Origin of the sequence: Planotetraspora silvatica (assembly GCF_016863315.1) — a bacterium.
In the GTDB taxonomy this organism is placed as follows: domain Bacteria; phylum Actinomycetota; class Actinomycetes; order Streptosporangiales; family Streptosporangiaceae; genus Planotetraspora; species Planotetraspora silvatica.
In genome coordinates, this window is record NZ_BOOQ01000003.1 from 92,575 (window position 1) to 118,602 (window position 26,028).

General features: G+C 67.8%; 24 protein-coding genes. 8 read left to right on the forward strand and 16 right to left on the reverse strand.

The features are described 5' to 3' along the window. Positions 1-33: 33 nt before the first annotated feature. A complete protein-coding gene (gene dnaB, locus Psi02_RS03620) occupies positions 34-1,401 on the reverse strand; it encodes a replicative DNA helicase (RefSeq protein ID WP_203971803.1) in 1,368 nt (455 codons plus the stop codon). Between the two features lie 300 nt (positions 1,402-1,701). Between dnaB and Psi02_RS03625 the strand changes: the two genes are divergently transcribed. Beyond that, positions 1,702-3,027 (forward strand): MATE family efflux transporter, encoded by a 1,326-nt coding sequence (locus Psi02_RS03625; RefSeq protein ID WP_203971805.1) that lies wholly within the window; start codon positions 1,702-1,704, stop codon positions 3,025-3,027. Between the two features lie 11 nt (positions 3,028-3,038). Here the strand turns inward: Psi02_RS03625 and Psi02_RS03630 are convergent, their stop codons facing one another. From Psi02_RS03630 to rpsF, 7 genes are all read right to left on the reverse strand, one after another. Then, entirely contained in the window at positions 3,039-3,782 is a 744-nt protein-coding gene (locus Psi02_RS03630) for an amino acid ABC transporter ATP-binding protein (RefSeq protein ID WP_203971807.1), read from the reverse strand. After that, a complete protein-coding gene (locus Psi02_RS03635; RefSeq protein ID WP_203971809.1) occupies positions 3,779-4,696 on the reverse strand; it encodes an amino acid ABC transporter permease in 918 nt (305 codons plus the stop codon). Before Psi02_RS03635 ends, Psi02_RS03630 begins: the two co-directional genes overlap by 4 nt. Then, positions 4,693-5,550, reverse strand: a complete 858-nt coding sequence (locus tag Psi02_RS03640) for an ABC transporter substrate-binding protein (protein ID WP_203971812.1) — start codon at positions 5,548-5,550, stop codon at positions 4,693-4,695. The genes Psi02_RS03635 and Psi02_RS03640 overlap by 4 nt, the downstream gene beginning before the upstream one ends. A 178-nt stretch (positions 5,551-5,728) precedes the next feature. Beyond that, positions 5,729-6,175 carry a 50S ribosomal protein L9 gene (gene rplI, locus Psi02_RS03645; protein WP_203952763.1) on the reverse strand — a complete coding sequence of 149 codons (447 nt, stop codon included), beginning with the start codon at positions 6,173-6,175 and terminating at the stop codon, positions 5,729-5,731. Between the two features lie 17 nt (positions 6,176-6,192). Next, positions 6,193-6,429, reverse strand: coding sequence for a 30S ribosomal protein S18 (rpsR, locus tag Psi02_RS03650; protein WP_061256131.1), 237 nt, complete (start codon positions 6,427-6,429; stop codon positions 6,193-6,195). A 94-nt stretch (positions 6,430-6,523) separates the two neighbouring features. Further along, on the reverse strand, positions 6,524-7,084 hold the full coding sequence (locus tag Psi02_RS03655) for a single-stranded DNA-binding protein (RefSeq protein ID WP_203971813.1): 561 nt from the start codon (positions 7,082-7,084) through the stop codon (positions 6,524-6,526). Positions 7,085-7,177: 93 nt separating this feature from the next. After that, the gene (gene rpsF / locus Psi02_RS03660) at positions 7,178-7,468 is read right to left on the reverse strand and encodes a 30S ribosomal protein S6 (RefSeq protein WP_203952761.1); all 291 of its coding nucleotides are present in this window, start codon (positions 7,466-7,468) and stop codon (positions 7,178-7,180) included. 179 nt (positions 7,469-7,647) lie between these two features. On the opposite strand from rpsF, the gene Psi02_RS03665 reads away from it, so the two are divergent. Next, on the forward strand, positions 7,648-7,977 hold the full coding sequence (locus Psi02_RS03665; protein ID WP_203971815.1) for a hypothetical protein: 330 nt from the start codon (positions 7,648-7,650) through the stop codon (positions 7,975-7,977). 69 nt (positions 7,978-8,046) lie between these two features. Here the strand turns inward: Psi02_RS03665 and Psi02_RS03670 are convergent, their stop codons facing one another. Beyond that, positions 8,047-8,226 carry a hypothetical protein gene (locus Psi02_RS03670; protein WP_203952759.1) on the reverse strand — a complete coding sequence of 60 codons (180 nt, stop codon included), beginning with the start codon at positions 8,224-8,226 and terminating at the stop codon, positions 8,047-8,049. A gap of 176 nt (positions 8,227-8,402) precedes the next feature. Here Psi02_RS03670 and Psi02_RS03675 point away from each other — a divergent pair, with 176 nt between their 5' ends. Then, on the forward strand, positions 8,403-9,197 hold the full coding sequence (locus tag Psi02_RS03675; protein WP_239094580.1) for a deoxyribonuclease IV: 795 nt from the start codon (positions 8,403-8,405) through the stop codon (positions 9,195-9,197). A gap of 65 nt (positions 9,198-9,262) precedes the next feature. On the opposite strand, the gene Psi02_RS03680 is transcribed toward Psi02_RS03675, so the two are convergent. The 4 genes from Psi02_RS03680 to Psi02_RS03695 all read right to left on the reverse strand — a co-directional run bounded on the left by Psi02_RS03680 (position 9,263) and on the right by Psi02_RS03695 (position 15,675). Further along, a complete protein-coding gene (locus Psi02_RS03680; protein ID WP_203971817.1) occupies positions 9,263-10,495 on the reverse strand; it encodes a glycosyltransferase 87 family protein in 1,233 nt (410 codons plus the stop codon). 166 nt (positions 10,496-10,661) lie between these two features. Next, a complete protein-coding gene (locus Psi02_RS03685) occupies positions 10,662-11,969 on the reverse strand; it encodes a glycosyltransferase family 87 protein (RefSeq protein ID WP_203971819.1) in 1,308 nt (435 codons plus the stop codon). Between the two features lie 168 nt (positions 11,970-12,137). Next, positions 12,138-14,591, reverse strand: coding sequence for a transglycosylase domain-containing protein (locus Psi02_RS03690; RefSeq protein WP_203971821.1), 2,454 nt, complete (start codon positions 14,589-14,591; stop codon positions 12,138-12,140). A gap of 700 nt (positions 14,592-15,291) precedes the next feature. Then, positions 15,292-15,675 carry a DUF5318 family protein gene (locus Psi02_RS03695; protein WP_203952755.1) on the reverse strand — a complete coding sequence of 128 codons (384 nt, stop codon included), beginning with the start codon at positions 15,673-15,675 and terminating at the stop codon, positions 15,292-15,294. Positions 15,676-15,801: 126 nt separating this feature from the next. Between Psi02_RS03695 and Psi02_RS03700 the strand changes: the two genes are divergently transcribed. Continuing rightward, positions 15,802-16,449, forward strand: coding sequence for a PadR family transcriptional regulator (locus Psi02_RS03700; protein WP_203971823.1), 648 nt, complete (start codon positions 15,802-15,804; stop codon positions 16,447-16,449). A gap of 25 nt (positions 16,450-16,474) precedes the next feature. Beyond that, entirely contained in the window at positions 16,475-17,554 is a 1,080-nt protein-coding gene (locus Psi02_RS03705; RefSeq protein ID WP_203952753.1) for an inositol-3-phosphate synthase, read from the forward strand. A gap of 252 nt (positions 17,555-17,806) precedes the next feature. On the opposite strand, the gene idi is transcribed toward Psi02_RS03705, so the two are convergent. Further along, positions 17,807-18,388, reverse strand: a complete 582-nt coding sequence (gene idi / locus Psi02_RS03710) for an isopentenyl-diphosphate Delta-isomerase (protein ID WP_203971825.1) — start codon at positions 18,386-18,388, stop codon at positions 17,807-17,809. Between the two features lie 109 nt (positions 18,389-18,497). On the opposite strand from idi, the gene Psi02_RS03715 reads away from it, so the two are divergent. Beyond that, on the forward strand, positions 18,498-19,799 hold the full coding sequence (locus tag Psi02_RS03715; RefSeq protein ID WP_203971827.1) for an MFS transporter: 1,302 nt from the start codon (positions 18,498-18,500) through the stop codon (positions 19,797-19,799). A gap of 51 nt (positions 19,800-19,850) precedes the next feature. On the opposite strand, the gene Psi02_RS03720 is transcribed toward Psi02_RS03715, so the two are convergent. Both Psi02_RS03720 and Psi02_RS03725 read right to left on the reverse strand, forming a co-directional pair. After that, complete coding sequence (locus Psi02_RS03720; protein ID WP_203971829.1) at positions 19,851-21,134, reverse strand: adenosylmethionine--8-amino-7-oxononanoate transaminase; 1,284 nt, start codon at positions 21,132-21,134, stop codon at positions 19,851-19,853. Between the two features lie 414 nt (positions 21,135-21,548). Further along, positions 21,549-22,985 (reverse strand): CCA tRNA nucleotidyltransferase, encoded by a 1,437-nt coding sequence (locus Psi02_RS03725; RefSeq protein WP_203971831.1) that lies wholly within the window; start codon positions 22,983-22,985, stop codon positions 21,549-21,551. 133 nt (positions 22,986-23,118) lie between these two features. Here Psi02_RS03725 and Psi02_RS03730 point away from each other — a divergent pair, with 133 nt between their 5' ends. Together Psi02_RS03730 and Psi02_RS03735 are read left to right on the forward strand one after the other, a co-directional pair. Continuing rightward, positions 23,119-23,655, forward strand: coding sequence for an aminoacyl-tRNA deacylase (locus Psi02_RS03730; RefSeq protein ID WP_203971833.1), 537 nt, complete (start codon positions 23,119-23,121; stop codon positions 23,653-23,655). Positions 23,656-23,701: 46 nt separating this feature from the next. Continuing rightward, a complete protein-coding gene (locus Psi02_RS03735; protein ID WP_203971835.1) occupies positions 23,702-25,945 on the forward strand; it encodes a DUF6049 family protein in 2,244 nt (747 codons plus the stop codon). Positions 25,946-26,028 lie beyond the last annotated feature (83 nt).

Here is a 26,028-nt window from a genome sequence, read left to right on the forward strand (position 1 = left end):
GCGTCACGGAACTTGAGACCCTACAGAACCGGGTCAGTGGGTGGCCATGTCGACGAAGCGGCTGTAGTGGCCCTGGAAGGCGACCGTGACGGTGGCCGTGGGACCGTTACGGTGCTTGGCCACGATCAGGTCGGCCTCTCCCGCCCGAGGAGACTCCCGCTCGTAGGCGTCTTCTCGGTGCAGCAGGATGACCATGTCCGCGTCCTGCTCGATGGACCCGGATTCACGCAGGTCGGACACCTGGGGCCTCTTGTCGGTACGTTGCTCGGGACCACGGTTGAGCTGGGAGATCGCGATGACCGGCACTTCGAGCTCCTTCGCGAGGAGCTTGAGAGCACGCGACAGCTCAGAGACCTCCTGCTGGCGACTCTCGGTCCGCTTGGGCGAGCTCATGAGCTGCAGGTAGTCGACGATCACGAAGCGGAGATCGTTGCGCTGCTTGAGCCGGCGGCACTTCGCCCGGATCTCCATCATCGACATGTTGGGTGAGTCGTCGATGAACAGGGGCGCCTCGGCGACCTCCCCCATCCGGCGGGCCATCCGCGTCCAATCGTCGTCGCTCATCATCCCTGAGCGCATGGTGTGCAGCGCGACCCGCGCCTCGGCGGAGAGCAGTCGCATCGTGATCTCGTTGCGCGACATTTCCAGCGAGAAGATGACGGTGGTCAGACCATTCTTGATCGCCGCAGACCGGGCGAAATCCAAACCTAGAGTCGACTTGCCGATGGCAGGTCGCGCGGCCACGACGATCATCTGGCCGGGGTGCAGGCCGTTCGTCAGGGCGTCGAGGTCCTGGAAGCCGGTGGGGACACCGACCATCTGGCCGCCGCGGCTGCCGATCGCCTCGATCTCGTCGAGCGCGGCGGGCATGATCTCTGAGAGGGGGAGGTAGTCCTCCGACGTGCGGCGCTCGGTGACCTTGTAGATCTCGGCCTGCGCGCGGTCGACGAGGTCGTCGACCTCCTCGCCCTGCCCGCCGTACCCATAGGAGGCGATCCGGGTGCCCGCCTCGATCAGGCGCCGCAGCACTGCCTGCTCTCGCACGATCTTGGCGTAGTAGCCGGCGTTCGCGGCCGTGGGGACGATTGCCGTCAGCGTGTGCAGATAGGCGCCGCCGCCGACGCGGGCGACCTCACCGCGCTTGAGCAGGTCGTCGAGGACGGTGACCGAGTCCGCGGGCTCGCCCCGGCCGTAGAGGTCGATGATGACGTCGAAGATGATCTGATGGGCCGGCCGGTAGAAGTCGTCGGAACGCAGCACCTCGATCACGTCGGCGATGGCGTCCTTCGACAACAACATGCCGCCGAGCACCGACTGCTCGGCCTCGATGTTGTTAGGCGGGGTTCGCTCGAACGTCGAGTCCGATTCCCCGGGACCGCCCGGGAAGTCGATCACGCTCATTCTCACACCCCCTACCCAGCGGCCCCACCATCCCCAAGTTGTAGTGGCCGAGTCCGACAGTTTCCCGGCCATGGACGCCCCACGGCAACTCGACCTGTCGACAACGTTGTGGACAACCTGTGCGATCTCCCCTGGTCACATGTGGGAACCCTGGGGACAAGCCTGTGGACGAGCACGAACTCCTCGACGGAAACCCCAGCTGACCAGGGACCTTGGTGTCCACCGGGTGTGGATGAAAGAAAGTCTGCTCCGGAGGCCGATACCGAACGGGCATACGTCAGTAAGTTGCAAAATAGCCTCATGCCACTTACGACCGGAATCGGCCGAAACATCCGACAGGGTCGCACCCATGACAGGGAGATCCTGCGGCTGGCCGTCCCGGCGTTCGGGGCCCTCGTGGCCGAGCCGCTGTTCCTGCTCACCGATTCGATCATCGTCGGACACCTTCCCGATCCGGCGCTGGGCGCCCTCGGCGTCGCCGGCGCGGCCCTGACGGCCCTCGTGGGCCTGTGCGTGTTCCTCGCGTACGCCACCACCGCCGCCGTGGCCCGGCAACTCGGGGCGGGCGACCTGCGGCGGGCGATGCGCCAGGGTGTCGACGGCATATGGCTGGCGGCCGCCATCGGCGTGGCGATCGGCGTGGCCTGCTGGTCTCTTGCGCCATTTATCGTACATCTGTTCGGAGCGACGGGCGACCTCGCCGCGCTGGCCGTCACGTTCATGCGGGTCAGCCTGCTGGGCACCCCGGGCATGCTCATCGTGCTCGCGGGGACCGGTGTGCTGCGCGGAATGCAGGACACCCGGACGCCGCTCGCCGTGTCGGTCGGCTCGTTCGTGCTCAACGGCCTGCTGAACCTCTGGTTCGTCCTGGGTCTGGGATGGGGCATCGCCGGGTCGGCGTGGGGGACGGTGATCGCGCAGACCCTGTCCGCCGCGGTCTACGTCACGCTCGTCGTGCGGGCGGCGCGGCGGCACGGCGCCTCGTTGCGGCCCGACCTGCCCGGCGTGCGCGCCGCGGGGGCCGCGGGCTTCGCCCTCGTCATCCGTACGGCATGCCTCCAGCTCGTGCTGCTCGTCGCGACGTCTCTCGCCACGAGGATGGGAGAGACCCAGATCGAGGCCCACACCATCGCCGCACGGCTCTGGACGTTCCTGGCGTTCTCCCTCGACGCCATCGCCATCGCGGGCCAGGCCATCACCGGCCGGGCACTCGGAGCTGGAGACGTCGCGGCCACCAGGTCGGCCACGAAACGCATGGTCATGTGGGGCGTCGTGTCGGGCATCGTGTTCGGCGTCGTGGTGCTCCTGGCCCGGCCCGTCATCCCCGGGCTGTTCGACGCGGACGACGCGGTGGCCGCGCAGCTGATGACGGCATTGTGGCCGGTGGCACTGTTCCAGCCCGTCGCGGGCATCGTCTTCGTCCTGGACGGCGTGCTCATCGGAGCCGGCGACCGGCGCTATCTCGCCTGGGCGTCGCTGTCGTCCACCCTCGTCTACCTGCCGTTCGCCACCTTCGCCGGAAGCCTGCTCGCGCTGTGGCTTGCGCTCGGCGCATGGATGGTCGCGCGCATGATCACCCTGAGCGTCCGCGCGTACGGCAGGGCCTGGATGGTGACGGGAGCCTGATCGGCGACCCGCTACAGTCGGTCGGCGTCGAGCACCCGCTGGAGGAATCCGCGAGTCCGAGGATGTGCTGGAGTGGTGAAGATCTGCTCGGGCGACCCGTGCTCCAGCAACACCCCGCCTTCGAGGAAGCAGACGGTGTCGGCGATGTCCCTGGCGAAGCCCATCTCGTGGGTGGCGATGATCATCGTCATCCCCGCGTCCTTGAGTTCGCGGATGACGGCCAGGACCTCCGTCACCAGCGTGGGGTCGAGCGCGGAGGTGACCTCGTCGAGCAGGAGCAGACGGGGCTGGGTGGCGAGCGACCGGACGATGGCGACCCGCTGCTGCTGCCCGCCGGAGAGGCGGTCCGGATATTCATCCGCCTTGTCCGCGAGGCCGAACCGGGCGAGCAACTCCCTGGCCTCCGCCTCCGCCTGATCGGGGCGGGTCTTGTGGACCTTACGCGGCGCGAGGGTGACGTTGTCCAGCACGGTCATGTGCGGGAACAGGTTGTAGGACTGGAAGACCATGCCGATCCGCCTGCGGACGTCGTCCGGGTCGGTCCGCACCTCCGTGATATCCGACCCGTCGAGGTAGATCGCACCGTCGTCGATCGTCTCCAGCAGGTTGACGCAGCGCAGGAGCGTCGACTTCCCCGAGCCGGAGGCCCCGATAAGGCAGACCACCTCGTGCGGCGCCACCTCGAGGTCGATTCCGCGCAACACACTGTGGTGGTGGTAGTTCTTCCACACACCCTCGACGGTCAGCAGGCTCACAGGTGTCCTCCCGCCATCTGGCGACGGGCCGTACGCGCGGCGAGATGGTCGGTGAGCCGGGCCATCGGCACCGTGAGCGCGATGAACAGCAGCGCCGCGCACAGGTAGGGCGCGTAGTTGAACGTGGAGGAGGCATGGATCGACGCCTGACGCAGCGCCTCGAGCGGGCCGAGGACGGACACTAGCGCGGTGTCCTTCTGCAGCGACACGAAGTCGTTGAGCAGCGGCGGGATCACCCGGCGGACCGCCTGGGGGACCACGACGTACCGCATCGTCTGCCCGTGACTGAGCGCCAGGGAACGCGCGGCCGCACGCTGGCTGGGATGAACCGACTCGATGCCCGAACGGAACACCTCGGCGACGTAGGCGCCGTAGGACAGCACGAGCGCGATGATGCCGAGCGTGACCGGGTCGTTCGGCGCACCCTGCAACTCCAGCGCGGGGATGCCGAAGCCGATCAGGTAGATCAGCAGAATCGTCGGAATGCCGCGGAAGACGTCGGTGTAGAAGACGGCCGCCGCCCTGAGCGGGAAGAACACCGGCGACCGCAAGGTGCGCACGAGCGCGACGACGAGGCCGATGATCAGGATCAGCAGCTCCGCGATCAAGAAGATCTTGACGTTGAGCAGGAACCCTCGCCACACGTCGGGGAAGGCGGCGGCGAACTGCGAGGGGTTGAAGAAGGCCTCCTGGACCCGCGGCCAGCCGGGTGACGCGGTGACGGCCACGACGACCGCGGTGGCGACCACGATGGTGGAGGCGGTGGCGATCGACGTCGATCGCCTCGCCCGCCGCCGCAGGTCGGCCTCCCGGCGAATCTGCCGGTCGCTCTTCGTCCATTGGGCCAGAGCGGCCGGAGCGGCGGCTTCAGGGGCGTCGGAGTCGGCAGGCGGGGCGGCCTCTCCTTCGGTCACTTCAGCTCCGGGGCGCCGGCGCTGCCGGTCAGCCACTGGGTCTCGATGGTGGCCAGCTCACCGGACGACTTGAGGTCGCCGACGGCCTTGTCGAGGCAGGAGGTCAGGCCGCTGCCCTTCTGCGCCAGCAGGCCGAACTCCTCCGGCGTACCGCCGGTCGCCGCGAACTGGCCGACGATCTTGGAGTTGTCGACCTGGGCCGCGGTCACGTAGAACCCGGTCGGCAGGTCCACCACGATCGCGTCGATCTGCTTGTTCTTCAGCGCGCTGATCGCGTCGATCTGCTGGTTGTAGACGCTCGGGTCGGAGGCGGGCTGGATGACCCGCTGGACCGCCTGCAGGGAGGTGGTGCCGGCCTGCACACCGATCTTGGCATCCTTGAGCTCGGCCAGGGTCGTGGCGCCGGCGTACTTGGAGCCCTCGAGCGCGACCACGGACTGCTTGACCGTGTAGTAGCCCTGGCTGAAGTCCACGGCCTTCTGACGCTCGGGTGAGATGGAGATCTGGTTGACGTCGAAGTCGAACTTCTTCGGCCCCGGCGCGTACGAGGAGTCGAACGGCACGACCGTCCAGGTGACCTCGTCCTTGGTGAAGCCCAGCTTCTGCGCCACCGCGTAGGCCACGGCGCTCTCGAAGCCCTGGCCGTTGGACGGATCGTCGTTCTTGAACCAGGGCTCGAAGGCCGGCTTGTCGGTGCCGATCGTGAGCTTGCCCGGTGTGGTCAGCGGGAGCTGGCCCTTCGTGCAGGTCGCGGAGGCCGCCGGGCTCGCCGTGGAGGTGTCGTTCGCCGGTGCGCACGCGGCCGCCGCCACCGCGAGTACACCGAACGCCAGCAATATCGAAGTACGGCGCATTCCAGCCTCCACCAGCAAGATCTTCCACGAAATCCGCGCAATTGATTGGGAAGATACTAGCGTTTCGTGGCAACCCGCTTACCTGGGGGGATTTGTCACCGGCTGACCCCACGAGTGGCGGATACGAAAAGACCCCCTCCCGTCACCGGGAAGGGGTCTTCGTGGAACCGTTGCCGGATCAGTCGGCGATGATCTCGACCTCGACCGTGGCGGCCAACTCGGGGTGCAGCTTGACGCTGACCCGGTGGGTGCCCAGGCTCTTGATCGCGCTGCCGATCTCGATGCGGCGACGGTCGAGCTGCGGGCCGCCCGCGGCCTTGACTGCGTCGGCGATGTCACTCGTCGTCACCGAGCCGAAGAGCCGGCCGGACTCGCCCGCACGGGTCTTCAGCTTCACCTTGAGCGCGCCGAGCTGGCCGGCGACCTCCTTGGCGGTGCCCAGGTCGCGGATCTCGCGGGCGTCGCGCGCCTTCTTGATCGAGGCGATCTGGGACTCGGCGCCGCGGGTCCAGCGGATCGCGAAACCGCGCGGGATCAGGTAGTTGCGGCCGTAGCCGTCCTTGACCTCGACGATGTCGCCAGGGGCGCCGAGACCGGAGACCTCAGTGGTGATAATGAGCTTCATGTCCTGAGACTCCTTTCCTAGCGCGCGGTGCTCGTGTACGGCAGCAGGGCCATCTCACGAGCGTTCTTGATAGCGGTGGCCACGTCGCGCTGGTGCTGGGTGCAGTTGCCCGTCACCCGGCGAGCACGGATCTTGCCGCGGTCGGAGATGAACTTCCGCAGCAGCGCCGTGTCCTTGTAGTCGACGTAGGAGATCTTGTCGTGGCAGAACAGGCAAACCTTCTTCTTCGGCTTGCGCAGTGCCGGCTTCGCCATCGTGGTGCTCCTTTCAGAGCCCCGCAGAATGCGGGAATGGTCGGTCGGTTTACTAATGATGTTGTGACGAGAGACGCGAGATCAGAGGTGAGGGTCAGAAGGGCGGTTCGTCGCTGAAGTCGCCGCCGAAACCGCCGCCGCCACCTTGGCCACCGCCGAAGCCGCCTGCCTGGCCGCCCTGGTTGAAGCCGCCGCCACCCTGAGGTGACGGGGAGGCGGTCGCCCAGGGGTCGCCCCCGGGCCCGCCGCCGAAACCGCCGCCGCCCTGGCCACCTTGGCCGCCCTGGCGGGCGGTCTTGTTCACCTTGGCGGTGGCGTTGCGCAGCGAGGGGCCGACCTCGTCGACCTCGACCTCGTAGACCGTGCGCTTCTCGCCTTCCTTGGTCTCATACGACCTTTGGCGCAGCCGTCCCTGCACGATGACCCGCATGCCACGCTGCAGGCTCTCGGCGACGTTCTCCGCCGCCTGGCGCCACACGTTGCAGGTCAGGAACAGGCCTTCGCCGTCCTTCCACTCGTTGGTCTGCCTGTCAAGGAACCTCGGAGTGGATGCGATGCGGAATCGGGCCACGGCTTGCCCCGTCGGGGTGAAGCGCAGCTCCGGATCGTCGACAAGATTGCCGACAATGGTGATCGTGGTGTCGCCTGCTGCCATCGGTCGCTTTCGCCTTCCTATCCCGCCGGCCGAGCCTTTAGGGGCTCAGAGTACGGCTATCGCCCGACAAACCGCCGGGCTTCGCGTCACTGGTCAGTGAAGCTCGGGGCGGATGACCTTGGTACGGAGAATGCCCTCGTTCAGGTTGAGCTGACGGTCCAGCTCCTTGACCGTGGCGGGCTCCGCGGACAGGTCGACGACGGCGTAGATGCCCTCGGACTTCTTGGCGATGTCGTAGGACAGCCGGCGACGTCCCCAGACGTCTACCTTCTCGACGCTTCCGCCGTCGTTGCGCACGACGGTGAGGAACTGGTCGAGTGAGGGCTGCACTGTGCGCTCATCGAGGGACGGGTCGAGAATGACCATCATCTCGTAACGACGCATGTGGAATCCAACCTCCTCTGGACTCTTGCGGTCACGACGCCTTGCCGTGACAGGAGGGCACTGCGAGAGGCCTGGCATACACCCGGGCCTATATCAGACGCAGCCGAACAAGGCTACCAGGCACCTGGCCGTACCCCGGCACTCGCGGCAAACTGGAGGGAGGAGAGGGGGTGGCCTCGATGCGAAACGTTCTTGGCCCCGCCAGCAACACCGCCGGACACGCGCCCAGCAGGTTCACGCTCAACACCGACGGGGTCAGGCACCCGGCGGAGAACGCCATGACAGTGGGGACACTGCTGGTGGGCCTGCTGGCCTTCGTCACCGGTTTCATCGTCAACGCCCACGTGATCGCCTCGTGGGCGGGCGCCGTCGGATTCCTCGGCGGCCTCTACACCCAGTACGTCTCGGCGACGACGGCTCAGCGGAGCCTCATCATCGTGGGCGTCGTGGGGTCCTTCGTCGGGGCGGCGCTGGGCATCGCCCACGGCGGGTTCCTCCCGACGCCCTGACCGGGCCCGGCACATGCGCCGGGCCCCGGGGCAGGTCCGGGGCCCGGCGTATGACGGTGCGGTCCGGCATCACCCTCCGCCGATGTGCAGATTCACACCGAGGAGGATGAGGAACCACAGGAAGATCGCGAGCAGGGCCTGGGCGATCTGCCTCAGCAGGGTGGGCGTCAGGTAGTCGTGCACCCATGCCACGTAGAGGCCGACCAGGATGTAGATGAGTAAGAGGAAGCTTCCCAGCCGATATCGCATGCTCGTCTCCTTGTATCATCGGCGCGCGGGTCGCAGGGCGCGTGCGACCTTGCGACTGCCCGGGTGTGCCCCCTTGAAACGCTCTTGGAAGACGCCTAGGGTTCGGCACTTTCCTTTTTGAGTCCTGTTGCTCCCGGATCACCCGGCGAGTGGCACGCGAGTGATGGAGGAACCGGATGGAAAGGCATCACGGCGACCAGTCCCTGCGAATCGGGGCCCACGTCGACCAGGACGATCCTCTGGCTCACGCCGCCTCGCGCTCCGCCGATGTGGTCCAGTTCTTCCTCGGCGACCCCCAGGGGTGGAAGGGCCCGGTCATCCCCGACTCCGCCGACGCGCTTCGCGACTCCGACGTGGACGTCTACGTCCACGCGCCCTACGTGATCAACGTCGCGACGGTGAACAACCGGATCCGGATTCCCAGCAGGAAACTCCTGGACGGCCAGTTGAAGGCCGCGGCGTCGATCGGGGCCAAGGGCCTGATCGTGCACGGCGGCCACGTGAACGCCTCGGACGACCCTCAGATCGGCTTCGACAACTGGCGCAAGGTCTTCGAACGCACGGAGTGCCCCATCCCCGTGCTCATCGAGAACACGGCGGGCGGCGGCAACGCGATGGCCCGCAAGCTCGACCGGATCTCCCGCCTCTGGGACGCGGTCACCTCGGGCGCACCCGACCCTTCGGTCGTCGGGTTCTGCCTCGACACCTGCCACTTCCACGCCGGCGGCGAGGAACTGCTCGACATCGTGGACCGGGTGATGGCCATCACCGGCCGGATCGACCTCGTGCACTGCAACGACTCACGGGACTCCTTCGACTCGGGCGCCGACCGGCACGCCAACCTGGGCAGCGGGCAGATCGATCCTGAGTTGATCCTCGCCGTGTGCCGGGCCGCCGGGGCGCCGATCGTCGTGGAGACCCCCGCCGAGGGCCAGGCCGACGACATCGCCTTCCTCCGCAAGCACCTCTAGAGATATCCACAGCCTGTGGACCAATCTCTGGATTGAGGCTCGCGGGGATCGGGTAGCCTCCGCTCTCACACGGTCGGTACGGCGAGGCGGTGGGCAGGGACCCCCGCCGTCCTCCTCCGGCTCCCGGTGCTGCGCCACAGCCGGACGAAGGACATGATCGCGGCCACGACCAGGATGAGGTTGCGGGCGGCGAGCACGAGGGTCCCGGGCAGGTCACCCGTCCAGCTGTAGTCCTGTTCCAGCCACGGATACGTGATTCCCGTCAGCAGGGTCGCGGCGAGGACCAGCCACACGACCGGTCGTTGCCCGGCTCCGGGACCGCTGGGCCGTACGGTCAGGACGACCGCCGCGACGCCGGCCACCCAGGTCATGTACTGCGGCGAGAGCACCCTGCTGGTGACCACGAGGAAGAGCACCGCGGTGAGCGCCGCGTCGTAGTAGGTCCCGGCGTTCGGCGTCGCCCGCACCCACCACAGCGCCAGCAAGGCGAGGGCCACCGGAGTCGCGAACAGCGTCAACTGTTCCGCCGTGGCGACTCCGGGTCCGACCGCCTCCATCGCGCCGTGCTGGTAGTTGGTGTAGCCGTCCCACCAGCCGAACGCGCGAGCGAGGGCGAACGGGGTCGCGGCCGGAGACTCGATCTGCAGTCCCCTGTCCTCCTGGGCCGTGAGGAAGTCGAGGGCGTGCGGCATGAGCAGGACGGCCACACCGCAGCCCGCCGCGGCGACGGCGAGCGCCGATCCGGCACCGGTCAGGGCCTCACGTCCGCGCCGGAGCCCGGCGAGCAGCGCGACCGGCCAGACTTTGACGAGGAGGCCGATTCCGATGAGCATCCCTCGGATGACGGGGTCGGCCGACGCGGTCAGCGCCATGACCGCCACGAGCGTCACCGTCAGGTCGTAGCGCGAGATGAGCAGTGGTCCGAGGAGTGCCGCACCCACGGTCCAGGCCCACAGACCGGTACGGCCGGCACCCACCTTGCGGGCGAATCTCCACAGGAGGAGCAAAATCCCCAGATCGCAGAGCAGCGCGACCAGGTAGAAGTCGAGGTGGTAACTCCATGGCAGCAGGCGGGGCACGACCATCGGCGCGGCCGCGAGCGGGGGGTACTGCCACTTGTCGTCACCGGCCGGGAACTGCCCGGCGAGCAGGGTCTGCGACCAGTCTCGGTAGAGCGACACGTCGTTCTCGAAATGCCCGGCATGGCCGACGGGGATGAACTGGGTGACGGCGAGGAGCAACGCCGCCCGGGTCACCACCCAGACGATCAGCACTCGCCACGGGAGACTCTTTCGCACCTGACGCCCTGCCTCCGGCATCCGATTCAGGCCTTCCGGACCGTTGGAACAAGGCTACAGAGGGTGTGCCGCACCGGCTCGGCGAGCACGAATGTGGGGCCGTCCGCCCACCGTTGACGCGCTCCACGCTACCGAAATGTCCGCCCTGCCAGGCCGTACGGACCGATCAGGCGACTCGTGGGGGCAGGACGAACCGATCGGGAGCGCCGTCGAAGACTCCACCGGACTGGTCGTCCACCCCGTTCCTGCGGACGACGTCCGACTCCGGCCGCAGGACGTCCCTGACCACCAGCGCCATCAGGACCACGATCGTGAACGCCCTGGCCCACATCGCCAGGAAGTACGCCGTGTCACCGATGCCGAGGCTCGCGTGCTCCGGGTCCTGGGAGACGAGATAGAGCCAGATCGAGAAGAAGTACCAGCATTCGGCCACCTGCCAGGCCACCAGCGCGCCCCACTTGGGCCTGGCCAGCACCGCGAAGGGCACCAGCCACAACACGTACTGCGGCGACCAGACCTTGTTGGTGATCATGAATGCGGCCAGCGCGAGGAAGCACAACTGCATGAGCCGCGGCCTTCGCGGGGCGAAGAGCGCGAGTGCCGCCACCCCGAGCAGGAGCACGGCCAGCGCGGCCATCGCCAGCCTGTTCAGCAGGTCCGGATCGGCGAGCACGCCCCAGTTCTTGGCCTGGAAGAAGAACCAGAGCCCGCCCCAGTCGGCGCCGCGCTCACTGCTGAACGTGTAGAACCTCTTCCAGCCGTCGAAGCTGATCATCATGATGGGCACGTTGACCAGCAGCCACGTCCCGGCGGCGGCCCCGGCGGTCTTCAGGAACGGGATCCACTTGGCCGTCCTGACCGTGAGGAGGAACAGCGCCCCGAAGAACATCAGCGGGTAGAACTTCGTGGCGACCGCCAGGGCGAGCAGGACGCCGGCGAGATACTGCCGCTCACGAGACCAGGCCAGCAGGCCCCCGAGGGCGAGCGCGCCGGCGGCCAGGTCCCAGTTGATGTAGGCGCACAGGATGACGGCCGGGCCGATGGCGTACCACAGCGCGTCCCACCGGCGGGACGGCCCGGCGAGCGCGGCCATGAGCAGGACGCCGACGACCAGCGCGATGCCCATGAGGATGACGGTGATGTCGTAGAACGCCAGCCCGTCCCCCTGCGCCAGGCGACGGACCAACTCCATGATCCCGCCGATGCCGACCGGGTACTCGACCGGATAGTCGACGTAGGGGATCTTTCCCTCGTTGAGGTGCTCGGCCCACCAGAGCGGATAGATGTCCGTGTAGCAGAAGTTGGTGTACTGGCCGACCCCGGTGTTCCACGCGCCGCCGAACCGGCAGGGCGACTTCCACAGGAAGGCGAGCACGGCGCCGAGTCCTGCGAGGAGCCCGAGAGGCAGGTACGGCACTGCCCGCTGGGCGAGCCCCGGCACAGGGCTGGACGCGTTCGCGGTCGGGGTTGTCATGGTGGGTATTGCACCACTCCACGCCCGAGGTCCGCGACACCGCCGGCACAACATTTCCGCTCTGACATCACGCGGGCGGCATCTGACATCACGCGGGCGCTCGCTCGGACGCCGTCATGACCGAAGGTCGGCGCCGGGACCGGCTTCATCCGGTCCCGGCGCCCGACGTCATCGACGCGCGAACCTTCGGAGGTTATCCGACTGGGTCGTCACCGGCGTGTTCGGCTGGTTCGGCTGATTTGGCTGGTTCGGCTGGTTCGGCTGGTTCGGCTGGTTCGGGTCGGTGGCCTGGCACTGCGGCCTGGTGTCACCCGGCTGGCACTGCTGACCCTGGCCCTGGCCCTGGCACTGCGGCCTGGTGTCACCGGGTTGGCACTGCTGACCCTGGTTCTGGTTCTGGCACTGAGGGCGGTTGGGGTGCTGCTGACAGAACTGACTCTGGTTCTGGCCCTGGTCCTCCGGCGGCTTCGGGGGAGCCGGGGGCCCCACGATGTCGTTGGGCGAGCCGATCAAGGCCTTCTGCGGGAACTGCTCGATCGGCTTGCCCTCCATCGCCGCCGTCATGAAGGCGCGCCAGATCGTGGTGGGCCGGTCGGCACCCTGGAAGCCCAGCGACACCTCGTAGGGCAAGCTGTACGGCTTCTGCGGGGTGTACTTGGTGTTCTTCTTGCCGTCCGACCAGGGGCAGTTCGAATACTCGGGCTGGACGACCTTGCCCTTCTTGGTGCGGCACTCCTCGCGGTACATCCCGACCGCGGTGCTCAACTGCGGGGTGAAGCCGACGAACCAGGCTTCCTTCTCGTCGTTGTTCGTTCCCGTCTTGCCGGCCGCCGGACGGCCGATTCCCTTGCCCGCGGCCGTACCGACCTTGAGCACTTCCTCCATCGCCGAGGTCGCGTCGGCCGCCGACTCCTCCGAGATGACCTGCCGGAGGGACTTGAGCTCGGGCAGCACGGTCGTCTTGCCCTGCGTCACCGACTTGATCACGTGGTAGTCGGCGTGCAGACCCTTGTTCGCGAAGATCGAGTAGCCGGCGGCCTGCTCGACCGGCGTGACCCCGACGCTGCCGATCGCGAGCTGGTAGCCGTGCCCGTGCTCACCGTTGACGCCTTTCTCGTCCTGCTTCAGCGCCGTCTCACTGATTCCCGCCTGCTCGGCCAGCGACCTCACATCGCCCAGCTTGCCGGGCAACGCGAAGGCCATCGAGGCGAAGGCCGTGTTGATCGAGTGCGCGGTCGCGTAGGTCACGTCGATGGAAGGATTGACGACCTCATCGTTGGAGATCTTCGTGGTGCCCGGAAGCTCCGCGGGAACCGTCTGCTTCCCGGGCACCCAGCTGTTAAGGCTGTACCCCGCCTCGAGCCAGGCGGCGAGGACGTAGGGCTTGAAAGCGGACGCCGCCTGCTTCCTGGAGTCGAACGGCTCGTTCCACGGGTCGTGCTCGTAGTCGTCTCCGCCATAGAAGGCGACGACCCGCCCGGTCTTGGGGTCGACGGCCGCGAGTCCGGCGTGGAAGTCCTTGGCCATGCCATTGGTCGTGGCCTTGACGGCCGCCTTCGCCGCCCCCATGAGCTTCCGATCGAACGTCGTGACGATCTTGTAGCCCTGGCTCTCGACCTGGTCAGCCTGGATGCCTCTCTTCGCCAGCTCCCGGAGCGCCACTTCGACCATGTAGCCCTTGGAGCCGCTGAGGTCCTGATTGGTGCTCGACTTGATCGTCTTGGGGAACTTGGCGGTGGTCGGCAGGCTGCCGTATTTCGTGGGGTTGTAGGCCGCCATCGCGTTGATGACGTCCTTGAACCGGCCCTGGAGTTGCGGAGAGTCCGCCTCGAGGGCCGGCGTCTGGATGCGGGCCGCGAGGTAGGCGCCCTCCGCCGGGGTGAGTTGCTTGGCGGTCTTCTTGAAGTAGGCCTTGGCGGCGGCCTGGATGCCGTAGGCACGGCCGAAGTTCACGGTGTTGAGGTACTGCTCGAGGATCTTGTCCTTCGTCAGGGACTTGTCGAGCTTGACCGCGACGAAGATCTCCTTGAGCTTTCGTTTGATCGACACGTCCTGGCTGAGGCCGTCGTAGTAGTTGCGGGCCATCTGCTGCGTGATCGTGGACGCGCCCTGCAACTGCTGGCCCGTCGCCGTCATCCAGACGGAGCGCGCCATTCCGGGGACCGAGATTCCGGAGTCCTGATAGAACGTCTTGTTCTCGATCGATACGACGGCGTCCCGGACGTGCTCGGGGACGTCGCTGATGGGGATGATCTCACGGGGGGCCCCGTAGTGAGAGATGAGCGTCTTGCCGTCGGAGTAGTAGATGCCACTGCCCTGCGCGAGGGCCTCGTCCTGCTTGGCCGTGGGGACCGGAGTGTTCGCGTAGGCCACCGCGATCATGCCGAAGACGCCTGCGACCAGGATCGTGAAGCCGGCCACGACGATCTTCCAGTTGGGGATGAACCGCTTCCAGTCGCGACGCTTCTCGTCGTCATCGTCGTCGAACGGGTCGCGGGGTCCGCGGCCGCCGGGACCACCCGGTCCGCCAGGACCACCCGGTCCGCCGGGACCACCCGGTCCGCCGGGGCCCATGCGACGCCTGCCGGGCTCGCCCGCCCTGCGGCGGCCTCCCGCGGACATCGCCTGGGTGCCTTCACCGTCCTGATCGCGACGGAAGCCGCCCGCGGACGCTCCCAGAGCCTGCGTCCGGTCGCCGCCGGGCGCACCCGGACCACCGCGGCCTCGGCCTCCGTCGGGGGCACCGGGGCCGCCGGGGCGTGCGGACCTGCCAGGTCCCGCGGGGACGAGAGCGCCGCCGGGACCTGCCTGAGCACCGGGTCCAGCGGGGGCGCCAGGCGGCCGGGGGCCGGCAGCACGGGGGTCGACACCACGGGGACCGACGCCACCGGGGCCTGCGCCCTGTCGCGGGTCGCGGCCGGACTGGCGAGGGTCTCCCGAAGGCTGGCGCTGATCGGGTCGGCGGCCACCTGCCGGCGGCGGCACCGCGCCCATCGCGGCCGTGTCCTCGAAGGCGGACTGGCTACGGCGAGGGTCGGCCGGGGCACTGGGCCGCGCCGGCCGAGGGGCCGCGGAAGGCGGCTGCTGAGCGTGCGGACGGCCTTGTCCTGGCTGGGGCTGCTCGCCGCGGGCCGTCGCACGGTTGTCCCCGCTCGGTCCGGGCGAACGGCGGCGACGCCCAGGGCGGGGCGATCCGCCGGAGCCCGAAGGTTCCTCTTGGCCGTAGCTGCTGTTAGTCACGCGTCCTCGTTAGCTGTTGGGGGAAATCGCCGACATCGGGTCGACAGGCCGGTGAGCGTACCTCTTGGAGCTGAAAGTCGCCCTAAAGGCAGGGGCCCGGGGGGTCGCCTGTTCCGAGCACGAACGAGACCGCCAGATGGTTCCAAGAACAACCTTGACAGACCTCGACCACGTAGACCCGAAATTCACCGTATTCCTGGGCCATCTCCACAAGATCGGCCGTCACTTTGACGCGTCCGGCCAGGCGTCCTAATTCGTCCCCGTAAACGTAAGTGACGTTGGTCACGTTCCTGTGCTCACAGATGGGGCAGGCGCGTTCCGTCGGCTCGCCGTGGAACCGCGCGGCGCGCAGCAGGTACGGATGGGCGTCGCAGACATCCCGCGGCTCCATGTGGCCGGAGCGGATCGACTGAATCGTCGCCCGCCTAGCGAGGCCGTAGTCCACGACCGCCCGCTGTGACCACATGTGACCCAGATTACGACTGTTTGCCGAACCTTGCCCAACCATTCATCCGTTGCGCGATATGACGGCGCGACGTATCCTGCGGATGTATCGGTTCGATACATCGGTCTGACACAGGGGGTGGATCCAGTGACGGGCTCTCGTGGAGGCGTGCTGGAGCTCGCCGTCCTGGGGTCACTGCATGAGACTCCTCTGCACGGTTATGAGCTGCGCAAACGGCTCAACACCCTGCTCGGGATGTTCCGCGCCTTCTCGTACGGCTCGCTTTATCCCTGCCTGCGAGGGCTGCTCAACGACGGGCTCATCGTCGAGGAGGAGCCGCCACAGGAAACGGTCCTCGGCCGCAGGTCGAAGATCGTCTACAAACTGACCGCGGAGGGCAAGGAGCGTCTCCAGGAGTTGCTGACCCAGGCGGGCCCCTCCGCCTGGGAGGACGAGAGCTTCGGCATCCACTTCGCGTTCTTCCGCCACACGGAGGCAGAGGTGCGGCTTCGCATCCTCGAAGGCCGCCGTAGCCGCCTGGAGGAACGTCTCGAAGGTGTCCGTACGGCTCTCGCCCGGACCAGGGAACGGCTGGACAGCTACACCCTCGAACTCCAGCGCCATGGGCTGGAGTCGGTCGAGCGCGAGGTCCGCTGGCTGAACGAGCTGATCGATTCAGAACGGCGAAGCACCACGACTCCGCGCGCGGAAGAGGGGAACGCCGCCGAGCCCGATCAGCCGCAGGCGGTACAAGAAGCATCAGATAGGGCCGAAGGGCCCGAAACAGATAAGTAAGACAATAAGCAAAGGAGCAGGTGCGATGGGTTCGGTGCGCGTAGCCATCGTTGGTGTGGGTAACTGCGCCGCGTCGCTGGTCCAGGGTGTCCACTACTACAGGGACGCAGATCCGGGCACCCGTGTGCCGGGCCTGATGCACGTGCGGTTCGGCGACTACCACGTCGGGGACGTCGAGTTCGTCGCCGCTTTCGACGTGGACGCCAAGAAGGTCGGCCGCGACCTCTCGGAGGCCATCGTCGCCTCCGAGAACAACACGATCAAGATCACTGACGTGCCGCCGCTTGGTGTGACCGTGCAGCGCGGGCCCACGTTCGACGGTCTCGGCGAGTACTACCGCGAGATCATCGAGGAGTCCGACGAGAAGCCGGTCGACGTCGTGCAGGCGCTCAAGGACGCCCAGGTCGACGTCCTGGTCTCCTATCTCCCCGTGGGATCGGAGGAGGCCGACCGTTTCTACGCGCAGTGCGCCATCGACGCCCGTGTGGCCTTCGTCAACGCGCTGCCCGTCTTCATCGCCTCGGACGCCGAGTGGGCCGCGAAGTTCACCGAGGCCGGCGTTCCCATCGTGGGCGACGACATCAAGTCGCAGGTCGGTGCGACCATCACCCACCGCGTGCTGGCCAAGCTGTTCGAGGACCGCGGCGTCGAGTTGCTGCGCACGTACCAGCTGAACTTCGGCGGCAACATGGACTTCATGAACATGCTGGAGCGCAAGCGCCTCCAGTCCAAGAAGATCTCCAAGACGCAGTCGGTCACCTCGCAGATCCCGCACGAGATGGCCAAGGCCGACGTCCACATCGGCCCGTCCGACCACGTGCCGTGGCTCGACGACCGCAAGTGGGCCTACGTCCGCCTGGAGGGTAGGTCCTTCGGCGACACCCCGCTCAACCTGGAGTACAAGCTCGAGGTCTGGGACTCGCCCAACTCCGCCGGCATCATCATCGACGCCGTCCGCGCGGCGAAGATCGCTCTCGACCGGGGCATCGGCGGGCCGCTGCTGTCGCCGTCTTCCTACTTCATGAAGTCGCCGCCGGAGCAGTACTCCGACGACGCCGCGCGTGATGCCGTCGAGCAGTTCATCCGCGGCCAGGTGGAGCGCTAACCCCACCCGGCGGGCCCACGCGTTCGGCCGCGATGTCGGCGCACGTCACGCACGTACGTCACCTGATCACAAGATGCCCCGGCTCAACGGCGAGCCGGGGCATCTTGCCGTCCAGGCACATGTGCGGCGGCCATGAGATCCCAGCGGCCCGCGAACGGTCCGCTAGCGGTCGCGCGAGACCTCAGCACGCCGGGAACAGTCGCGGGTGAGCTCGCGGGCTGCGAACGGTCCGTGAGTGCTGCGCGCGAGACCTCAGCGGGCCGCAGGCGGCAGGTTCGCGCGGTCGGCCGACGGCCAGGTCAGCGGATCCGGGCCGAGCGCGACGAGGAGCGGCACCTGTTCGCGCGCCCAGGGGGATATCGGCATCTCCCCGCTCAGCACCTCGTCGGCGAACTCCTTCCACGGAACCCACCGGATCGCGCCGACCTCTTCCGCGTTCGGTACGGCATCGGCCGACACGATCACCCGGTAGACCGGGCAGAGCTCGTGTTCCATGATCCCGTTGTCCATGACGGCCTTGTAGGAGAAGTCCGGCAGCACCAGATCGATCGAGTCGACGTGCAGTCCGAGCTCGAAATCGAGCCTGCGGGTGACCGCGGACTCCAGTGCCTCGCCGGGCAACGGGTGGCCGCAACAACTGTTGGTCCACTCGCCGGGCCAGGTGATCTTGTGATCCGCCCGCCGGGACAGCAGAACACGGGCCTGCCTGTCGAAGACATAACTCGAGAACGCGAGATGCAGAGGAGTCTCCACGCCGTGGACCGTGGACTTGGGAGCGGTGCCGATCGGGTTTCCCTCGCCATCGACCAGCACGACGTGTTCGTCATAGGTCACTCAACAGAGAGTACTTGATCATGTGCGTTCCGGCAGGCCGACGCGCGATCAGTGGTTGATCAGGGATCTCCCGGATGGTGCGGCTGATCTACCCGCGTAGGCTGTCGCCGTGTCCTTCGTATCCGACCTGCGCGTGGTATTGCAGGGCCAGAACTTCCGCCGGCTCTTCGGCACCCGGCTGGTCTCGCAGTTCTCGGACGGGATCTTCCAGTTCGCGGTCACGGGCTATGCGTTCTTCAGCCCCGAGCGGCAGACCAACGCCCTCGAGATCGCCGCGGGAATGGCCGTGCTGCTGCTGCCGTACAGCCTGCTCGGGCCTTTCGTCGGCGTCTTCATCGACCGCTGGTCGAGGCGGCAGATCCTGCTGATCGCGCCGTTCGTCCGGGGGGTGTTGCTCATCGCCACGGCCGCTCTCCTGGCCGGCGGAGCGTCGGACACGGTCTTCTACGCCGCCGCGCTGGGCGTTCTCGGCGTGAACCGCTTCTTCCTGGCGGCTCTCGGGGCCTCTCTTCCCCACGTGGTCCCCGCCGACCGGCTCATGATGGCCAACGCGGTCACTCCCACGTCCGGAACGGTCGTGACCTTCATCGGGTTCGGGGCCGGGTTCGTGCTCCGCGAGGTGTTCGGCTCGGACGCGAACGGCACCGCCATGCTGCTGGTGAGCTCGGGGGTCGTCTTCGGCCTGAGCGCTCTCATCGCGAGGACGATGGACAGGTCTCTGCTCGGCCCCGCCTACGACCCCCTGCTTCCCCAGGCACGCGAGGCCGTACGGCACGTGCTGAGCGGACTCGTCGACGGTGCCCGGTACATCGCGCACCGCAAGCAGGCGGCCGCGGCGCTGGGCGGCATGGCGACCCACCGCCTGCTCTACGGCACGCTCCTCGCGATGGTGGTCATGCTGTATCGCTACTACTTCACCACCGACGCCGATGCCGCGCTCCGCGGGATCGCGCTCGTGGTGGGGACGTCGGGAGTCGGGTACTTCGTCGCCGCACTGATCACCCCCTGGGCCGGGCAACGGTTCCGCCTCGAGACCTGGATCCCGGCGATGCTCGTCAGCAGCGGAGTGCTCAGCTTCGCGCTGTGCGCGACCTTCAAAGAGTGGGCCATCATGGCGGCCGGCTTCGTGGTCGGCGTGGCCATCCAGAGCGTGAAGATCTGCACGGACACCATCGTTCAGCGGGACATCGAGGACGCCTACCTGGGCCGCGTCTTCTCCATCTACGACATGCTCTTCAACGGCACGACCGTGGTCGGGGCGGCCTTCGCGGCGGCACTGCTCCCGCCGAACGGCAAGTCCTACTTCGCGCTCGCCGTCATCGCCGGGGGTTACCTGCTGGGCGCCCTCGTCTACCGGCTCGTGGTGTCCGGCGGGAACGGCGGGCGGGAGCCCGCGGTCGCGACCGACTGAGCGGCGAGTGAGCGACCGACTGAACGGCGGGGGTGGACGGCGGGTGATCGCCTACAGGCTCGCCGCCGCCGCGACCATGGCCCGGGTGATCATCGCGATCTCCTCGGGCCGGCAGGCGTAGGGCGGCATGGTGTAGAGCAGGCGCCCGAAGGGCCGGAGCCAGACGTCATGGTCCATCACGACGTCCTGAATTTTCGCAACATCCACTGGTTCGACCGTTTCGATGACCCCGATCGCGCCCAGAACCCGGACGTCCTGGACCCCGGGCATGTGCACGGCTTCCGCCAGGCCGTCGAGGAGGGCCGCCTCGATCTGTTTGACCTCTTCCCGCCAGGGCCGTTCGGCCAGCAACTCGAGAGAGGCGTTCGCCACGGCCGTCGCGAGGGGGTTGCCCATGTAGGTCGGCCCGTGCATCAGGACGCCGATGCCGTCGGCGACCTCCTTGGTGCTCAGCGTCGCGGCCAGCGTCATGTATCCACCCGTCAGGGCCTTGCCGACGCACATGATGTCCGGCCTGATCCCCGCGTGGTCACAGCCGAACATCTCACCCGTCCGCCCGAAGCCGGTGGCGATCTCGTCGGCGATCAGCAGGACGCCGTGCTCGTCGGCGAGCTCACGGAGCCGGCGCAGGTACGCCGGATGGTAGAACCGCATGCCCCCCGCGCCCTGGACCACCGGTTCCACGATGATCGCGGCCAGCTCGTGCGCGTGCGCCGCGACAAGGGCCTCCAGTTCCCCGAGGTAGGCCGTGTCGGGGCGGGCTTCGACCGCCTCTCCCGGGCGGGAGCCGTACCCCCCTGGAGGGATCGGCGCGAAAACGTGCTGGGGCAGCAGGCCGGAGAACAGGTGATGCATGCCGTTGACCGGGTCACAGACCGACATCGCCCCGAAGGTGTCGCCGTGGTAGCCGCCGCGGACGGTGAGCAGCTTCGAACGGCCCGCGCCGCCGGTGGCCGCGGCGTACTGGAAGGCCATCTTGATGGCCACCTCGACGGCCACAGAACCGGAGTCGGCGAGGAACACCCGGTCCAGCCCCGTCATTCGGGCCAGCGTCCCGGCCAGCCGTACGGCGGGCTCGTGGGTGAGGCCGCCGAACATGACGTGAGCCATGTCGTCGAGCTGGTCGCGAACGGCCGCGTTGAGCCGGGGGTGGTTGTATCCGTGGATCGCGGCCCACCAGGACGACATGCCGTCGACGAGCTCACGACCGTCGGCCAGGGTCAGCCGCACGCCCTCCGCCCTGCGGACGGCGTGGACGGGAACGGTGGACGGCACAGCCGCGTACGGGTGCCACACATGATCCTCATCCATCCGAAGGATGTCCCCGTCGTTCATCCCCCCACCCTAGAGGCCCACCCCCAGCAGACCCCCCCACCCTTCGGCGTGATCATGCACAGGTTCGTGGAAAGCCCCTCTGAGCTGCCCTTTCCCCGGGCGTGATCATGCACGGGTTCGGGCGCAGGGCCACTGAACTGGGATTCCCCTATCCGTGATCATGCGCAGGTTCGGACACGGTGCCGTTCACCTGGGGTTTCTTGCTCCGTGATCATGCAGATCCTCGGAGCGTGCATGATCACGCCTGATGAACGCCCAGGTCGAATCCATTGATCGCGAACTTGCGCATGATCACGATGTGCATCACACCTGCTCAACAGCCATGTGACCGAACTCGTGCATGATCACGCCAGGGATTCGGGCTGGTCATCGCCCATCCCACCGAACCTGTGCATGATCACGCGCAAATGGTGGTCAGGGGAGGATGCCTTGGGAGTGGGCCCATTTCAGGAGGGCCTCCTTGGCGGCCTCCTTGCCGATCATGCCCTCGTCCATGCGGATGTCCAGCATGTGCTTGTAGGCCGTACCGATCACCGGACCGGGTGAGAGGCCGAGGATCTCCTGGATCTCGTTGCCGTCGAGCTCCGGCCGGATCTTGGCCAGCTCCTCCTCCTCGGCCAGCCGGGAGATGCGTTCCTCCAGCTGGTCGTACGTCTGCGAGAGGGCGGCCGCCTTCCGCTTGTTGCGGGTCGTGCAGTCGGCTCGGGTCAATTTATGCAGCCGTTCCAGCAGATGTCCGGCATCACGGACGTACCGGCGGACCGCGCTGTCCGTCCACTCGCCTGAGCCGTACCCGTGGAACCGCAGATGGAGCTCGACGAGCCGCGAAACGTCGGCCACGACGTCCTTGGGGAATTTGAGCTCGCTCATCCGCTTCTTGGCCATCTGGGCCCCGACCACCTCGTGGTGATGGAAGGAGACCCGGCCGCCGGGCTCGTTGCGGCGGGTCTTCGGCTTGCCCACGTCGTGCAGGAGCGCGGCCCACCGGAGCACCCGGTCGGGGCCGGAGGTCTCCAGCCCCACCGCCTGTTCCAGCACGATCAATGTGTGCTCGTAGACGTCCTTGTGCCGGTGATGCTCGTCGATCTCCAGCCGAAGCTTGGGCAATTCGGGCAGGACGTGGGCCGCGAGGCCCGTGTCCACCAGCATGGCCAGGCCGTCACGCGGCCCGGCCCCGCAGATCAGCTTGTCCAGCTCCTCACGGATGCGCTCGGCCGACACGATCTCGATGCGGCCGGCCATCGCCGTCATCGCCTCGACGGCCTTCGGATCCACCGAGAAACCGAGCTGGGAGGCGAAGCGCGCCGCGCGGAGCATCCGCAGCGGATCGTCGTCGAACGAGTCCTCAGGCGCTCCCGGCGTGCGCAGCACCTTCGCCGCGAGGTCGGGCAGCCCGCCGAACGGGTCGACGAACTCGTGGCTCGGCACCCGGACCGCCATCGCGTTGACCGCGAAGTCCCGGCGGCGGAGGTCGCCGTCCAGCGTGTCGCCGTAGGACACCTCGGGTTTGCGCGAGGAGGGGTCGTACGACTCGCTGCGGTATGTGGTGATCTCCAGCTGCCAGCCGCCCTTGCGGACGCCGACCGTGCCGAAGTCGATCCCGATCGTCCAGACGGCCTCGGCCCAGTCCTTGACTATTTCCAGTACGCGCTCGGGCCTGGCGTCCGTGGTCAGATCGAGGTCATGGCCGACACGGCCGAGCAGGACGTCGCGGACGGAGCCGCCGACGAGGGCCAACTCGTGCCCGCGGGCCGCGAACAGCTCTCCGAGCTCGTCGGCCACCGGGGCAATGCGCCTGAACAGGTCATCTACGGCTCGCTGCTGGCGGTCGCTCAGATTTGAAACGGACAAGGCTGGGTAGGTCCTTCGGTCACGGAACGATTCTCCCCCGTCGCATCCTGGTGTCACCTAGGGGGGATACACACCTAGCAATCACCAGGCTACGGTCAGTTCGGGGGCGCTGGACAAAGCAAGGAGCTCAGAGATGAAAGACGCTCTCGCGATTCACCGCTGGCTCCTCGCCCATCAGATCCACCATGAGATCGTACGGCTTCCTCGTGCGTTGACATCCTCGCAAGAGCTTCCCGAGGTTCTCGGGATCGGTGCCGGGACCTGCGTGAGCGTACGGGTGTTCGAGGTCTCGTCCGAGGACGGCCGGGACCCGGTCGCCGTCGTCGGCACCGTCGACACCCCGCCCAAGGCCAAGGCGGTCGGAGCACTGTTTCGTGCCCGGCGCGTCGTACCCGCCTCCGCGTTCGTAGTGAATTCGGCCACCGACTACGCGGACGGCCTGGTCTGCCCGCTTCTGCTTCCCGAGCAGCTGACCACCCTCATCGACCAACGCCTCATCGACGGCCTGGATCCGGATGAACCTGTCGTCACAGCCACCGGAGAGCGGTCCACAGCGCTACGACTACGTGCTTTTCACCTGTTGGACCTGATGGCGGGCAAGCCCGTCGACCTCACGACGCCCAGACGACGCGGCCTGGCGGGTGTGGCCAGCCCAATGAGTACGGCTTAGGCCATAGCATTCTGGGCGTGCGCCGAACCCCACTGCAGGCCCGCACATGATCCGTAAGGCCGCTCTGCTCGCCCTGCTGACCACTGCCCTGCTCGTCCCCCCGAGCATGGCCGGTACGGCTGTCGCGGCTCCCCGAGGTCTGGGCAAGATCGCTGCTCCCGCGAACCCGCTCCTGGTGGGGCGGATCACACCTGAGGTGCCGCGCGAGCCGACCATCCCCATTCAGGTCACGGGCACGGTCACGGGCACCCCAATGGCCCCTGTGCGCGTCCGCATTCACTATTCACCCGGACAGCCGTTCCGAACCCGCGCCGACATGGCGCAATTCGCCACCGGTCAGGGAATCGTCACCACCTCGTACAGCACCAAGGTGCAGTTCACGACGCTCGATCAGTCGGGGAAGCTGGCGTTCACCTTCAACGTGACGCCACACGAGCTCGGCATGACCCAGATGGGGGTCTACCCGTTCGGCATCGAGGTGCTCGACGGCAACACGGGCGCGCAGATCGCCATGGATCGCACGTTCCTGACCTACGTGCCCAAGGACCAGCAGCCCCCGAAGATCAAGCTGGCCGTCGCCCTGCCGCTCGTCGACCGGCCCCACCGCGCCGACGACTCGACCTTCATGGACGACGATCTCCACACGTCGGTCACCTCAGGGCGCCTGTCGAAGCTGCTCGAACTGGTCCAGAGCACGGGGAAGACCGTGACCTGGTTCCTCGATCCCGCCGTCCTCGATGACGTCCGCCAGTCGTCGGCCGGGCCGTACACCGTGGTGAAGGGCGACGAGAACACCCGCAAGGCGCCGGACGCGGCCGCGGCCCAGTGGTTCGAGGCCGTTCGTACGGCTCTCGCCGACAAACCCGTCATGGCCACGCCGTACGGGGATCCGGACGTCACGGCGCTCGTCCACAACGGGCTCGACGCGCCGGCCGCGGCCGCCATCCAGAGAGGCGCGGCGGCGGCGACGGCGCAGCTCGGCCGGGAGGTGCCGACGTCCGTCGCATGGCCGTCAGGTGGTGCGGCGGACCGCGACGCGATCGACGAGCTGGCCACGGCCGGGGTGAAGTCCGTGCTGCTCTCCGGCGACACCCTCCCCCCCGACCCACCCGTCTCCACCACTCCGGACGCCGCGTCGCGCCTGGACACCGTGTCCGGGCCCCTCGCGGCGCTCGTCTCCGATCCGACGCTGAGCCAGCTCCTCGGTGGTGACGTCTCCGCTCCCGGAAGCGCGCTGCTCGCACGGCAGCGGTTCATCGCCGAGACCGCGATGATCGCGTTCGAGCCACCGGGTTCGCAGTCCCAGGGAACGCCCTTGACGGGCGGCCAGACGACCGGGGGTGGCCAAGGGACCGGAGGCGGCCAGACGAGCGGAGGTGCCCGTACGGCCAGGACGATCGTCGTGGCGCCTCCCGCTGAGCTGTGGAACCCCGACCCCAAGTTCGTGTCGGCGCTTCTCAAGAACGTGTCGGCGGCTCCGTGGTTGAAGATGACCACGCTCGACTCCGTCAAGCCGACCAAGGCCCAGGTGCACAGGTCCGACCTCGTCTACACCACCCGCGACCGCCAAGCCGAGCTGGGGAAGTCCTACCTGGCCACGGTACGCAAGCTCAGCGACAAGGCCGACGCGGCGGCCACGGTGACGGAGGAGCACACCCAGCTCTTCCACGACGCCATCCTCCGGCTGACCTCGTCGTCATGGCGCGGAGACTCGAAGCGGGCGACCGCCTTCGCCGCGCAGGTGGAGAAGGCGGTCGACACCCGCATCGACGATGTGCTGGTGGTCGGCACGGCACGCGCGGTGGCCGGGGCGAACGGCCAGGTGCCGGTCAGCGTCTCCAACAGCCTCGACAAGCCCATCCGGATAAAGATCCGGGTCACCTCGGACAATACGTCGAGACTCGGGATCGACGCCCCCGGAGGGGTCTACGAGACCCCCGAGACCACGATCCTCAAGTCGCGTACCCTCCTCGAGAACGTGCCGGTGACCGTGCCTCAGGGCGGCGGCGAGGCGACCATCGCCATCCAGCTCCTGACGGCCGAGGGCAAGCGTTACGGCGACGCCGTCCACGTCACCGTCCGCGCCACCGGCTACACCGGCATCGCGCTGGTCATCGTGGGTGCGGCGCTGACGATCATGCTGGCCGCCGTGGTGATGCGGATCCTTCGCCGCCGTTCGAGGAAGTCCTTCCCGTTCAGCCCCGCCGAGCCCGCCGGGCCCGAGTCCGTGCCTCCGCCGGGGGGGCCCCAGGCCGTCCCGGCGGACCAGCGTGAGTCGCCGCCGACATAGCCTCTGGGAGACTCCGAGGATGGGGCGTCAGGACCCGCCGGCGCACGGACACGGCCGAACGGGCCGCCGAGTTGAAGGAAGAC

Bases quoted from the DNA above. Each gene is read 5' to 3' on its own strand.
- Psi02_RS03685 (WP_203971819.1), bottom strand. From the start codon at position 11,969: ATGACAACCCCGACCGCGAACGCGTCCAGCCCTGTGCCGGGGCTCGCC.
- Psi02_RS03670 (WP_203952759.1), bottom strand. From the start codon at position 8,226: ATGCGATATCGGCTGGGAAGCTTCCTCTTACTCATCTACATCCTGGTC.
- Psi02_RS03735 (WP_203971835.1), top strand. From the start codon at position 23,702: ATGATCCGTAAGGCCGCTCTGCTCGCCCTGCTGACCACTGCCCTGCTC.
- rpsR (WP_061256131.1), bottom strand. From the start codon at position 6,429: ATGGCGAAGCCGGCACTGCGCAAGCCGAAGAAGAAGGTTTGCCTGTTC.
- Psi02_RS03655 (WP_203971813.1), bottom strand. From the start codon at position 7,084: ATGGCAGCAGGCGACACCACGATCACCATTGTCGGCAATCTTGTCGAC.
- Psi02_RS03665 (WP_203971815.1), top strand. From the start codon at position 7,648: ATGCGAAACGTTCTTGGCCCCGCCAGCAACACCGCCGGACACGCGCCC.
- Psi02_RS03730 (WP_203971833.1), top strand. From the start codon at position 23,119: ATGAAAGACGCTCTCGCGATTCACCGCTGGCTCCTCGCCCATCAGATC.
- Psi02_RS03690 (WP_203971821.1), bottom strand. From the start codon at position 14,591: ATGTCCGCGGGAGGCCGCCGCAGGGCGGGCGAGCCCGGCAGGCGTCGC.
- rpsF (WP_203952761.1), bottom strand. From the start codon at position 7,468: ATGCGTCGTTACGAGATGATGGTCATTCTCGACCCGTCCCTCGATGAG.
- dnaB (WP_203971803.1), bottom strand. From the start codon at position 1,401: ATGAGCGTGATCGACTTCCCGGGCGGTCCCGGGGAATCGGACTCGACG.
- Psi02_RS03625 (WP_203971805.1), top strand. From the start codon at position 1,702: ATGCCACTTACGACCGGAATCGGCCGAAACATCCGACAGGGTCGCACC.
- Psi02_RS03695 (WP_203952755.1), bottom strand. From the start codon at position 15,675: ATGTGGTCACAGCGGGCGGTCGTGGACTACGGCCTCGCTAGGCGGGCG.
- Psi02_RS03675 (WP_239094580.1), top strand. From the start codon at position 8,403: ATGGAAAGGCATCACGGCGACCAGTCCCTGCGAATCGGGGCCCACGTC.
- Psi02_RS03705 (WP_203952753.1), top strand. From the start codon at position 16,475: ATGGGTTCGGTGCGCGTAGCCATCGTTGGTGTGGGTAACTGCGCCGCG.
- Psi02_RS03640 (WP_203971812.1), bottom strand. From the start codon at position 5,550: ATGCGCCGTACTTCGATATTGCTGGCGTTCGGTGTACTCGCGGTGGCG.
- rplI (WP_203952763.1), bottom strand. From the start codon at position 6,175: ATGAAGCTCATTATCACCACTGAGGTCTCCGGTCTCGGCGCCCCTGGC.
- Psi02_RS03720 (WP_203971829.1), bottom strand. From the start codon at position 21,134: ATGAACGACGGGGACATCCTTCGGATGGATGAGGATCATGTGTGGCAC.